8 protein-coding genes and 1 pseudogene are annotated in these 12,323 nt (G+C 68.1%); 3 read left to right on the plus strand and 6 right to left on the minus strand.

Annotated features, from left to right (window positions below):
• Nucleotides 1–751: pseudogene (locus VFA06_RS06555) on the minus strand (hypothetical protein); the annotation flags it as partial.
• A 237-nt stretch (nt 752–988) separates the two neighbouring features.
• Nucleotides 989–2,842 (minus strand): serine/threonine-protein kinase, encoded by a 1,854-nt coding sequence (locus VFA06_RS06560; protein ID WP_324839521.1) that lies wholly within the window; start codon nt 2,840–2,842, stop codon nt 989–991.
• A gap of 221 nt (nt 2,843–3,063) precedes the next feature.
• On the opposite strand from VFA06_RS06560, the gene VFA06_RS06565 reads away from it, so the two are divergent.
• From VFA06_RS06565 to VFA06_RS06575, 3 genes are all read left to right on the plus strand, one after another.
• A complete protein-coding gene (locus VFA06_RS06565) occupies nt 3,064–5,865 on the plus strand; it encodes a glycosyl hydrolase family 95 catalytic domain-containing protein (RefSeq protein WP_324839522.1) in 2,802 nt (933 codons plus the stop codon).
• A 130-nt stretch (nt 5,866–5,995) separates the two neighbouring features.
• Nucleotides 5,996–8,788 (plus strand): RICIN domain-containing protein, encoded by a 2,793-nt coding sequence (locus tag VFA06_RS06570; RefSeq protein ID WP_324839523.1) that lies wholly within the window; start codon nt 5,996–5,998, stop codon nt 8,786–8,788.
• Between the two features lie 85 nt (nt 8,789–8,873).
• Nucleotides 8,874–9,779 (plus strand): alpha/beta hydrolase, encoded by a 906-nt coding sequence (locus VFA06_RS06575; protein ID WP_324839524.1) that lies wholly within the window; start codon nt 8,874–8,876, stop codon nt 9,777–9,779.
• Between the two features lie 33 nt (nt 9,780–9,812).
• On the opposite strand, the gene VFA06_RS06580 is transcribed toward VFA06_RS06575, so the two are convergent.
• From VFA06_RS06580 to VFA06_RS06595, 4 genes are read right to left on the minus strand one after another with little or no spacing between them, the layout of a single operon-like run.
• Complete coding sequence (locus VFA06_RS06580; RefSeq protein WP_324839525.1) at nt 9,813–10,427, minus strand: flavin reductase family protein; 615 nt, start codon at nt 10,425–10,427, stop codon at nt 9,813–9,815.
• Between the two features lie 3 nt (nt 10,428–10,430).
• Complete coding sequence (locus tag VFA06_RS06585) at nt 10,431–10,640, minus strand: MbtH family protein (protein ID WP_324839526.1); 210 nt, start codon at nt 10,638–10,640, stop codon at nt 10,431–10,433.
• Nucleotides 10,641–10,662: 22 nt separating this feature from the next.
• Nucleotides 10,663–11,382, minus strand: a complete 720-nt coding sequence (locus VFA06_RS06590) for a tryptophan 2,3-dioxygenase family protein (protein WP_324839527.1) — start codon at nt 11,380–11,382, stop codon at nt 10,663–10,665.
• Complete coding sequence (locus VFA06_RS06595) at nt 11,375–12,181, minus strand: thioesterase II family protein (protein WP_324839528.1); 807 nt, start codon at nt 12,179–12,181, stop codon at nt 11,375–11,377. Before VFA06_RS06595 ends, VFA06_RS06590 begins: the two co-directional genes overlap by 8 nt.
• Between the last annotated feature and the right edge of the window lie 142 nt (nt 12,182–12,323).

The raw sequence follows: 12,323 nt of genomic DNA on the forward strand, positions 1-12,323 counted from the left end.
ACCGCGTGACCGAATCGGTGTTGACCACGAACACCTCGGCGTTGTCGGCCGGCGCGCCGGTCAGGTCCGTGGCGTCAATCTGCAGGAAGGTCAGCGGGTAGCGCGGCGCGACCGCGCCGGTCCCCGAGCCCTGACCGAACCCGGGTACCGCCAGACGCATCGAGGTGAGCCCGCCGAACAGCGGGCCACTGCCCGCCGGACGGCCCGCCGCGACGTCTGCGCCGATCGAGGCGCGCAGCGCGGCGGCGAAGACCGGAGCGGATCCCGCCGTCAGGTAACCGGAAGCGCTCGACCCACCGACCGAGGTCAGGGCCACCCCGGGCGGGGCCGAAACCTTCGCGCCCGGGGCGAAACCGAGGCTGACTGGGACATGGGTTCCGGGTGCGCCCAGCCGGGCCCGGAGCAGGGCCGACACGTCAAAGAGCGACGGATCCAGTTGCCTGCCCAGGTAGGGGCGCGCCTCGGCTGGGACGACGTACTGGTCCGAGTCAGCCGCCTGGTATGACAGGAAACCGCTGACCCCGCTGGGAACATACGCCGTGCGGCCGCCCTCGACCAGGACGGCCACCCGCTCCCCGGTCGGCAGCGTGACCGACCGCGAGGCCGGTCCCGAAAGTGGCTTCGCAGCGCCGGCATCGGCGGTGCTGTTCGCGTACGCCGCGCCACCGGGGTTCGCAGCCAGCCACAGTGCCGCGGCTACGGACCCTGCGAATGCGAATTTGCCGAGTGCCTGGAACATGGTCCGCGGCACCGGAGCCGTCCCCTGTGTCGCGCGATGTGTGTCCGGCAACGTGGACCTCCTGCTTTCGAAGCGGCATCGGGCCGCGGATACCCGGTCACTCGATCGCCGGTGTGTTGCCTATTGGTAGGGTGCGGATTTTTGACCAGCAAGCCTGAACGGTGGATCGCGGACAATTGTTCTGGCGCACGGTGCGGTGCCGCGGTCAATGCGCGAGGCAGCGCCGGTGACCGGGGCGTGACGTTCGGATCAGTCGTGCCATAGGCCGCTTTCGGCGACAGCCTCCCACTGGGTCGCCGTGCCAGGCGGGGTTGGGCCGGCGACCACGAGTGGCGGCCCCTCGGTCCCGTTGGAGACGCCGACGGCTACCTCCAGCCCATCAGGGCGCCGCCAGCTCACTACGAACGGGTACAGACCCTGGTCTGCTGGGCCGATGAAGATCGTCTCGACACCCCCGCCGCGGGGCGTATGCACGGTGCACCCCGCCGCAGGCGCGCCGACCGGACGGGGTGGTCCCAGATCCGGCGGAAGATAAGAGGGGCAGACGTAAGGCGTGGCGGTGGCGGACAGGGGTGTGAGCGAGACCGTCAGATCGATCCCGTCGCCGCCGTCGCCAAAATAGGTGACCGCGAGCCATCGCGTTCCATCGCGCAGTGTGCCGTACTTAAGGCCTGCCAGCTGCCCGTTGGTGGCCGGCACGAGTTGTCCCAAGACGGCGAGCATCTGCGTTTCACTCATCGGGCCCGCTGCTGCGGGCGATGCCCGCTGCGCCTGTAGCCGCGGTTCGACGGCCAAAGCGGCCGCGGCCAATGCGAGGACCGTCAAGGACAGCGCGATCAGTGTGCTGATCCGGCGGGCGATGCGTGCGCGGGCCAGCAGCTTCGCGGCGTGCTGGTCGCGCGCGATCGCGCGGGCGGCGACGACGGAAGGTACGGCGGCGCCATGATGGGTGATGGCACGATTGCAGCGCGCGACGATCTGAGCCGGACTGGGCCGCTGCGCCGGATCAGTGGCCAGACAGGCTTCGATCAGCGCGCGCAGCTCCTTGTCGCGCACATCGAGTGCTTCAGGCGCGGGAGGCTGGTGCACGATCCGGTAAAGCACCTCGGCCACCGGTCCCTGGCCGAAGGGCGGGTGCCCGGTGGCGGCGTAGGCGAGTACCGCCCCGAGCGCGAAGATGTCCCCGGCCGGCAGCGACTCGCCTCGCGCGGCGCGCTCTGGGGCCGTGTAGCCGGCGGTGCCCACCCAGCCGCCGGTGCGGGTGAGCGTCGAGCCGTCCATCGCCCGGCAGATCCCGAAGTCGATGACCTTAGGTCCGTCGCGATCCAGCAGCACATTAGAGGGCTTAAGGTCCCGGTGCGCGATCCCGGCGGCGTGAATCGCCGTCAGCGCCTCGGCGATACCTCCCGCCAAACCCCATACGGCGGGTTCGGGCAGCGGCCCGTCCTCTTCGACGACCTGCGCCAGCGACGGACCGGGTATGAACTCGGTAGCCATCCACGGCTGTCGCCCAGCCACATCGGCGTCGATCAGCGCCGGAGTGTGCCCGCCGGCCACTGACCGCGCCGCCTCCAGCTCCGCCGCGAAGCGACGACGGAAAACAGCGTCGTCCGCGTATTCCGCGCGAATCACCTTGACCGCGACCGGCCGCCCGACCGGGCTGGCCCCGAGATACACCACGCCCATCGCGCCCGCCCCGAGCCGACCGCGTAACCGGAAGCGCCCCACCCGCCGCGGCTCGCCCTTGGCGAGAGCCGTGATCCCCGAGCGCTCCGGCGTCATGCCCTCCAGGGGTGCAGCCGCCACCGCGCTTAAGACGGGATCGGGATCGGGATCGGCCGCGCGAACAGCCGCCTGCTGCTCTCTCCATCGTTCACGCCAAACCGCCAGGTCGCCCCGGCACGCACGCACGTACGCCTCGGTCACTTCCCAGGTCGGCAACGCTTGACCGGACGCCGCCGCCGACAGCGCAGACTGGGAAACTTGTGCGATGCGCGCCAACTCCCGATAGGTTGGCGAACCAGCAGCCACGCGCAGATCCCGCAACCCCTGCGCGAACCCCTTGAGTGGACCCTCGTCAAGCGGCCGCTCCAGCCGGCCCATTGCCCACTCCTTCCACAGCCGCACGCGCACGCTGTATCGCAGGATACTGACCTGCGGTGACGGTGCAACTTTCATCCCATGTCTGTGATTGATGGCACGTAAGATTACGGAATAGGTCAGGCTTATATCAGCAATACTTGACCATAGATCCGATCTATGAGTCACTTCGCCGAAGTGGGGCCAATGAAGGCACCGCGCTCTTCTCGGGCGAAGGGGATCTGATGACGCCGCAACCGAATCGCCGCGATGTGCTGAGACTCGGTACCGCCCTCGGGGCGTTGGCAGTACTCGGCGATCTGCCGCGCTTCACCGCCGCGGCCGAGGCGGCGACGGTCCGGCCGGCCGGCCTCTCGCTCGTGCCGGCTTCGGCTGCCACCACGTTGTGGTATCAGTCCCCTGGCTCGGAGGCGAACGTCATACAGCAGGGACTGCCGATCGGCAACGGCCGGCTCGGCGCGATGGTGACCGGCGATCCGGCGGCCGACGCGTACTTCCTCACCGATGTGAGCCTGTGGACCGGGTCGTCCAACGCCAGCCTGGGCAGCGATGGACAGTACCCCTACGACAACGGCGGCGACTTCGGGTCCTTTCAATCGCTGGCCACGGCGCACGTGAACGTCCCGGCCCACAGCATGTCAGCAGTCTCCGGCTATCGGCGCACGCTGGATCTGAGCAACGGATACGTCTCAGCTACCTACCAGTACGGCGGTGTCACATACACGCGCGAGGCGTACGCCAGCCACCCCGACGACGTGGTGGTCGTCCGCCTCAAGCAGAGCGGCGGCGGCAGCTATACCGGCAGTGTCGCGCTGAGCGGCACGCACGGCGAGACGACGCAGGCCAGCTCCGGCACGATGACCGCGTCGTTCGCAGGCACTCTGGCCAACGGTCTCGCCTACGCGTGCGTGGCGGCCGTGGCGGCAACCGGCGGGACGCTCTCGGTCAGCGGCAACCAAGTTGCGTTCGCGGGATGCAGCGAAGTCGTCATCGTGTTCTGCGGCGGCACCAACTACACGCCGAACTCGGCGGTCGGCTACAAGGACACGAGCGTCAACCCGCTCAACTTCGCGCTGAGCAAGGCGCGAGCTGCCGCGGCGGTGCCAGGTGACACGCTGCTCGCCACGCATGTCGCCGACTACCAGGCGCTCTACAACGCCCAAACGGTCAACCTCGGCTCGTCTTCTGCCGCCCAACGCGCCATGGACACCCCGTCGCGACTGGCCGCGCGCGCCGCGAGCGGCGCCGCGCCCGACCCGGAGCTGGAGGCGAGCTATCTCCAGTTCGGCCGATACCTGGCCATCACCGGTTCCCGCGGAATCCTGCCGGCGAACCTGCAGGGCATCTGGCTGGACAACAACAACCCGATGTGGCACAGCGACTACCACACCGACATCAACATCCAGATGAACTACTGGCTCGCGGACCGGGCCGGCCTGCCTTCGTGCTTTGAGATCTTCGCAGACTACTGTCTCGCACAGCTGCCCGGCTGGACCGCCACCACGCAGTCGCTGTTTCAGGACTCGCGCAACGGCTTCCGCAACTCCAGCGGCAAGGTGGCCGGATGGACGACCGCGATCAGCACGAACATCTGGGGCGGAGGCGGCTGGTGGTGGCACCCGGGCAGCAGCGCATGGATCAGCAACACGCTCTACGACCACTACCTCTACACCCTGGACACCGCCTATCTGCAGAAGATCTACCCGCTGCTCAAGGGTGCCTGCCAGTTCTGGGAAGCCCGGCTGATCACCGATCCGAGCACTGGCTTGCTCATCGACGACAGCGACTGGTCCCCGGAGCAGGGGCCGACCAACGCGAAGGGCATCACCTATGCGCAGGAGCTGGTCTGGCAGCTGTTCGGGAACTACGCCGCCGCTGCCTCGGCGCTGGGCCAGGACGCCGCCTACGCGGCCACCATCAGCGGCCTGCGAGCCAAGCTCTATCTCCCGCAGGTCAGCCCCACCACCGGCTGGCTTGAGGAGTGGATGACCCCTGACAACCTGGGCGATCCCGCGCACCGGCACCTCTCCCCGCTGATCGGGCTGTTCCCCGGGGACCGCATCACGGCCGACCAGAGCCCGGCGGCGCTGCTCGCCGGAGTGACCAACCTGCTGACCGCGCGCGGTATGAGCACGTACGGCTGGGGCATGGCCTGGCGCGCGGCGTGTTGGGCCCGGCTGAAGAACGCCGGCAACGCGTATCAGGCCGTGATGACCGTACTGCGGCCGTCCGTGAACTACAGCAACGGCGCGGCGATCAATCTGTTCGACATGTACAACCTGAGCAGCAGCAGCTCGTTGTTCCAGATCGACGCCAACTTCGGCACGCCCAGCGCGATGCTGGAGATGCTGCTCTACTCCCGCCCCGGGCTGATCGAACTGCTGCCCGCCACGCCGTCGGCCTGGTCGGCATCCGGCAGCGTTAACGGCCTCCCAGCGCGCGGCGCATTCACGGTGGACATCGTCTGGAGCGGGGGCCGGGTCACGTCAGCGACGATCCACGGCAAGCCCGGCGCCACGACGACCGTGAAGGCCGGCACCTGGAGCCAGGCCGTGACCATCGGCTCCGGCGGCTCGACCACGGTCACCCCGAACGCTACCGTCAGCACGACGTTCAAGCTGGTCAACCGGCGCAGCGGAAAGGCGCTCGACGACCCCGGCGCGTCGAAGAGCGCGGGCACGGCGCTGATCCAGTGGACCGTCAACGACGGCGCCAACCAGCACTGGACCTTCGCCCCGGCCGCCGGTGGCGCCTACACGATCGCCAACGTCGCCTCGGGGCTGCTCGTCGACGTCAACGGCGGCTCGACAGCCGACAACGCGACGATCATCCAATGGTCGGCCGACGGAGGCACCAATCAGCTGTGGACCATCTCCGATGCCGGCGGCGGGTTCAGCAAGTTGGTCAGCGTGCGCAGCGGCAAGGTCATCGGCGTGAGCGGTGATTCCACGGCCGACAACGCGGCGATCGTGCAGCAGACCGACACCGGGGACATCAGCCAGCACTGGCAGATGATCGCGGTATAGCTGCACAGTTTCAGGCTTAGATCCGCAGAGTTTTGACGATAGGTCCGAACCTTGAGTCACTTCGCTCAAGGTGGGAGCCGTGGCGGCGCTGCGGCTTGCTCGCTCGCCTGTCCGGCCTTTGGAGGCACCGGTGAAGAAATGTGCTCTCGTCCTCAGCGTCGTGTTGGCGGCTATAGCCGGGCCGCTGGTGCCTGTGACGGCTGCTGCGGCGGCTCACGCCAGCACCAGGGTGGCGACCGGCCAGCTGACCAATGCCAGCTCCCGGCAGAAGATCAATTTCAATCGGGGGTGGAAGTTCCTGCGTTCGGACGTGACGGGAGCTCAGAGTCCTGGTTTCGACGACTCGGCGTGGGGGCCGGTGGCTTTGCCGCACGACTTCGACGCTCCTTACAACGTCGGCGGCTCCAGTGGCGGGGGGTCGTTCTATGTGGGGTTGGGCTGGTACCGCAAGCACTTCACGGTTCCCTCGTCCTGGAGTGGGCAGCGGGTGGAGTTGGAATTCGAGGGGGCGTTCTCGGTCACCGACGTATGGGTCAACGGCACCTCGATCGGCGAGCATCGCGGCGGGTACACCGGGTTCGTCTTCGATATCACCAGCGCTCTGCAAACCGGTGACAACGTGATCGCGGTGCGCGTGGACAACCGCTGGCGCGCCGACCTCGCGCCGCGGACCGGCGACCACCAGTTCAGCGGAGGCATCTACCGGGACGTCTACCTGAACGTGACGAACAACGTGCACGTCACCTGGTACGGCACGTTCGTCACCACGCCAGCGCTGACCAATCCGGAGTGGGACACCAGCAATCCCGCGTACTACCGCAACATCGACCTGTCGCAGTACCCGAACGACAGTGCCCTGAGTGCGAACCTCGCGGCCCGCCGCTCGAACGTGCGGGTGCAGACCGAGGTGCGCAACGACAGCGCCGCGCCGGTCGACGTCTACGCCCAGCAGCAGGTCAGCAAGCAGGGATCGAGCACGGTCCTAGCCACGTTCAACTCGCCGGTGCAGACGATCGGCGCGGCCAGCACGAGCACGCTCGACGCGCTCAGCGGTTCCCTCTCGGACACCGCCAGCATGTTGCAGGGTCTTGACCTGTGGGCACCGAACAATCCCGCGCTGTACACGGTGACCACCTCCCTCGTGGTCGGCGGCAGCATCGTGGACACCTACACCTCGACCTTCGGCTTCCGCAGCGCGCAGTGGAAGGTGGACGGCTTCTACCTCAACGGCGTCAAGACCCTGCTCGTCGGGGCGGACGTGCACCAGGACCACGGCGGGTGGAGCAACGCGGTCACCAACTCAGGCTTCTTGCGCGACGTGAGCTACATCCGCGAAGCCGGCATGAACTTCATCCGCGGCTCGCACTACCCCCACGACCCCTCGTTCGCGGACGCCACGGACAAGCTCGGCGTGATGTTCTGGTCGGAAAATCCCTTCTGGGCGACCGCGACCACCGGCATAGAGCCCACCCCGACCGGCACCGTCAACGACTACAAGGCCGACGGCTACCCGCAGAACGCCGCCGACCAGCCGGCCTTCGAGCAAAGCGCCATGGACACGCTGCGGGACATGATCCGGGTCAACCGCAACCACCCCTCGATCATCAACTGGTCCATGGGCAACGAGATCTTCTTCACCTCCTCGGCCACCCTGGGCAAGGCCACCGCGCTGGCGAGCAAGCTGCGCGACTACTCCCACCAGCTCGACCCGACCCGCAAGGCGGCCCTCGGCGGCGTGCAACGCGCCTCGCTCGACCAGCTGTCGGTCTGCGATGTCGCCGGGTACAACGGCGACGGCGCGAAGATCACCAACACCTGGATGCCGAACATGGTCACCGAGTACGGCTCGTACACCTCCGACCGGCCCGGAACCTACGGCCCCACCTACGGCGACACCCAGGACCCGAACAACGCCTCCAGGTTCAAGCTCAACACCGACAGCGCCGGGCTGGCCATCTGGGCCGGCTTCGACCACGGCACCATCCTGGACCCGAGCTTCGCCCGCATGGGCATGGTCGACTACTACCGGCTGCCCAAGGACCAGTGGTACTGGTACCGGGCCAACAAGGCGAACTGGTCGAGCCTCACGAACATCGCCGACCCCACGCCGGTGGCCCGCGAACAGTCCACCTCCGGCACCGCGACCACCATGACGCTGGAGACCGGCCGGTACTCCTCGGCAACAATCACTGACGACGGCACCACGGACACCCAGCTCGTGGTGACCATGCGCAACGCCTCGGGCGCGTGGGTCAACGACACCCGCACCGTGACATTGACCGTCACCAGCGGCCCGGGAGTGCTGCCCGGCGGCAAGTCCTACACCTTCACCCCCGGCACCAACACGTTCGACGGGAAGGCGGCCATCGAATTCCGCTCCTACTACGCCGGCACGAGCACGGTGACGGCCACCTCGGCGGGACTGCCCAGCGCCACCATCACCATCACGACGCTAGACACCGTCGGCGCCGGTAGCGAAACGGAACCCGCCAACTTCGACAACTCAGCCCTCTGGGGACAGACGTCCAACGGGACCGGCTCGGAAATCGTCGGCGGCCAGTCCGGCCGGTGCGTGGATGTGCCCAACGCGAGCACGACGAACGGGACGCAAGTCCAGCTGTGGGACTGCTCGGGCGGCGCCGGCCAGCGCTGGACCCTGACCTCGGCCAAGCAACTGCAGGTGTACGGCAGCAAGTGCCTGGACGCCAGCGGGCGGGGCACCAGCAACGGCACCCAGGTCATCATCTGGGACTGCAATGGCGGCACCAACCAGCAGTGGACCATCAACCCCAACGGCACCATCACCGGCGTGCAGTCCGGGCTGTGCCTGGACGCCAACGGCGCCCAAACCGCCAACGGCACGAAAATCATCCTCTGGTCGTGCAACGGCGGAACCAACCAGCAATGGAGCCTGCGCAGCTGACCCGCAGACCCCTCGACCTCGTGGCTCCTGCACGCTGCCCGTCGCGTGCAGGAGCCACCAGGATCAACTCGCGCCCTCGGTAGTCATGCAGACCGTACGCTGTGGCGTTGCGAACGCCCCGACGGGTGCGCTTCGGATCTACCATGTTGCCGGTGATCTTGCCGGCGCGGGCGGGACGAAGCGGAGGAAACCAGTGACTGGCAGCAGCGATGCTTACCGGATCCGCCGCTATGGCACGCAATCTCATCAATATGGTGAGTACTGGCTGGGCCGCACCGGAGCGCTCGTCATCTTGATTCACGGAGGCTACTGGCGGGAAAAGTATCGGCTGGATCTGATGCATCCGATGGCCGCTGACCTGCAGGCCCGCGGATACTCCGTGTGGAACGTCGAGTATCGGCCGATGGACATCGCCGGAGGCGGGTGGCCGGGGACCTTCGAGGATGTCGCGAGCGCGGTGGACGCCGCCGTGGATCTCGACCCGGGAGCGATCGACCCTGAACGGATCGGACTGATCGGCCATTCAGCGGGTGGGCAATTGGCGCTGTGGGTCGCGGGCCGCGCGGAACGGAGCCCGATTACCCCGGTGGACGACGCGAGCGCCGCAGCTGCGGGACAGTTTGCATGTCGGGTGACTCCGAAGGTCGTGGTCTCGCTCGCAGGGGTCTGCGATCTGGCGGCCGCGGCCCGGCTCGGCCTCAGCGGGGGAGCGGTGCTTGAACTGCTCGGCGGCGGTCCGGGTGATCGGCCGGAGGTCTACGCGCAGGCGGATCCGATGTCGGCCGGCCCGCTCACGGTCTCGCAGCTGATCGTGCACGGGACCGCGGACGAGGACGTGCCGTACGAGCTCAGCCGACGCTACGCCCTGAACGCGGGAGAGCGCGCGGCGCTGGTGACGCTGCCGGAAACGGATCATTTCGATCTGATCGACCCGGCGAGCGCCGCATGGGATCGGATCATGCGAGAGCTCGTGCCTCTGCTGCCGGCCTGAGCGCATCGCGGGTGAGCCGCGGCCGTCCCCCGATCAGTAGCCGTCGACGACGAAGCGGTCGCTGGTTCTCACGTAATCGGCGGCGCCCATACGGCCCACCGAGCCGAGGCGGTCGAGATCCACGTGGAAGCTCACCTCGTCGATCAGGCCTTCCTCCACGGCGACATGGACCACCTCTCCGACCACGACGAAGAACGCGCCCACCGGAATCACGGCGCTCGTGCGGCACTCGAAGGCGATCGGGGAACCCTCGACTCGCGGGGCGCGCACCCGCGAACCGGGAGTCGGCCGCAATCCGGCCAGCTCGTACTCCGACTCGCCGTATGGCAGGGGCCGCGCCGCCGCCGATGCCGCCTCCGCGAACTTCTCCACGAGCACGCTGACCGTGAACTCGCCGGTTCCGCCCTCGGCGGGAGGCCTGGCGTTGCGGCATGAGTCCTTCTCGGAGCCGTCGGCCCGGCGGCCCGCGCAGAAGAGCAGCGCCATCGGCGCGTAGCCGACCGCGGTGAAATAGGAAAAGGGCGCGAGGTTCACCGCACCGCTTGGCGCCAGCGTCGAAACCATCGCGATCGGCCGGGGGACCACGCTCCAGAGCAGCAGGTGCTCGCGCTGCCGCTCGGTCATGTCCGCGACATCGATCTCGAGCATGGCTCAGCCGACCGCCTTCTGCTCTCGGCGCAGGCTCAGCGGTCTCATGTCGGTCCACACCTGATCGACATGCGCGGTGCACTCTTCCAGCGATCCGGTGAACCCGGCCGGGGTCCAGCCGGCCGGGGCCGAGCGGCCGGCCGGCCAAAGGGAGTACTGCTCCTCGTGATTGATCACGACCTGATAAAGTCGCGATTCCGTGTCAGCGGCCATCGCAGTCCTCTACTCCTCTCGGTCACGCGGAGGTGCGGGCGAGTTCCTGGTCATGCAGCGCACCGCGCAACCGGCGCAACTCGGGGAAGGGCACGGTGACGCGGCGGGCCAGGAAATCCTCGCCGGAGGTTCCGCCGGTGCCGCCCTGCGAGCCGATCATCTTCGAGACCAGGCCCAGGTGGGTCAGCTTCCATCGCCAGTAGCCGATCCCGACGTCGAGAAGCGCCTCGGCCACCCGGTAGAGGGCGCCGCCGTCCACGCCGAGACGGCAGATCGCCGCCACGTCGTATCCATATGCCGCAGCGCAGCGAGTGAATGCGCTGTACAGCTCGCCGTCGCGCTCTCCATCGCCGATGAGCCGGCCGAGCACGCGGAACTGCATCGACTGGGCGCCGCTGGCGGTGCCCAGATACGGCCGGAACTCCGCGAAGTGACGCAGCGGCAGCCGCTCGAGCGCGACGACCTGTTCGTGCAGCACCCGCATCAGCTCCCGAGCGCGCACCAGCAGTTCGGTCCCGGTTTCCAGGGCGGCCGGCTGGTCGAACGGCGCCGACAGCAGCTCCTTGGCCAGGTTCAGGTCCGCGATGACCTGCTTGAGCCACAGTTCGCAGGACTGGTGCGCGACGATGAAGAAGTGCTCGGAGAGAACCGCGGCTCGGTCCATCGTTTCAGGGCTCTGGGTCTGCTGCAGCGAGAGCAGCGCGTCCGTCTGGATATAAGACGTGTAGGTGAGCTCAGCCATTGTCAGCTCCGGGTCGGTGGTCTGGGTCGGTTCCGGGGTCTGGCTTCGGGGATACGGCGGCGACGAACTCGAGGATGTCGCGGACGAGCCCGGCAGGGTTCTGCAACGCGTGGAAGTGCCCGCTGTCGCGTTCTACGAGCGTGAACGGTCCGGTGGTGACCTCGGCCCAGCCGGCGAGCGCGCCAGGGTCGATGAGCGGATCCTGCCGGCCGTGATAGCAGCGCACAGGGCACTCCATCACCGCGCCGGACGCCTCGGGCCGATAGCACTCGTGCGCGGTGATGTCCGCTCGCAGCGCGGGCACCATCGCCTGCGCGAAGTCTTCGTCTTGCGCGATCGAAGGATCGACGCCGCCGAGGGCACAGATCGAGGACCACAACTGCGCGTCGGGCAGCAAGTGGGTGCGGCCGTCGCTGCCGTGTTGCGGCGGATGGCAGCTGGAAACCATGAGCGCGGCAGCGGGACGGCTGTCGGCGGCCAGCGCGCGGGCCAGCTCATAGGCCACCAGGCCGCCGAGGCTGTGTCCGAACAACGCGACAGGCGCGGGCTCGGCGTCACCCAGCTCCTGCGCCACCTGCGCCGCGAGTTCCTGCACCGTGTACGACGCGGCCTCGCCGAAGCGGTCGCCGCGCCCGGGATACTGCACGGCGAGCAGTTCGACGCCCGCCAAGTCGTACGCCGCCCACGGCGCGTAGGCGTACGCGGCGCCGCCGGAGTGCGGCAGACAGACCAGGCGGATCTCCGGCGCCGCCGGACCGTCCGGAATACGCAGGCGGCGCACCGAGCGAGTACGAAGCATGATTTGCTCCTTGACTGCGGGTGTGTACGCACGTTCTCATGGCGCGCCGGGACCGGGCGGGCAATCTTTCGGCTCTCCGTCAGCCAGGCGGGAAGTGCGAAAGACTTCTGACACAACTGCCGCCCGCCGCGGCGGTGTCTGT

It is taken from the genome of Actinocrinis sp. (genome assembly GCF_035653575.1).
Classification (GTDB): Bacteria; Actinomycetota; Actinomycetes; order Streptomycetales; family Catenulisporaceae; genus Actinocrinis.

What these genes read in the sequence shown, in the direction of transcription:
- VFA06_RS06560 (WP_324839521.1), bottom strand. Translation starts at nt 2,842, where the DNA reads ATGGGCCGGCTGGAGCGGCCGCTTGACGAGGGTCCACTCAAGGGGTTC.
- VFA06_RS06565 (WP_324839522.1), top strand. Translation starts at nt 3,064, where the DNA reads ATGACGCCGCAACCGAATCGCCGCGATGTGCTGAGACTCGGTACCGCC.
- VFA06_RS06575 (WP_324839524.1), top strand. Translation starts at nt 8,874, where the DNA reads ATGCAGACCGTACGCTGTGGCGTTGCGAACGCCCCGACGGGTGCGCTT.
- VFA06_RS06580 (WP_324839525.1), bottom strand. Translation starts at nt 10,427, where the DNA reads ATGCTCGAGATCGATGTCGCGGACATGACCGAGCGGCAGCGCGAGCAC.
- VFA06_RS06585 (WP_324839526.1), bottom strand. Translation starts at nt 10,640, where the DNA reads ATGGCCGCTGACACGGAATCGCGACTTTATCAGGTCGTGATCAATCAC.
- VFA06_RS06590 (WP_324839527.1), bottom strand. Translation starts at nt 11,382, where the DNA reads ATGGCTGAGCTCACCTACACGTCTTATATCCAGACGGACGCGCTGCTC.
- VFA06_RS06595 (WP_324839528.1), bottom strand. Translation starts at nt 12,181, where the DNA reads ATGCTTCGTACTCGCTCGGTGCGCCGCCTGCGTATTCCGGACGGTCCG.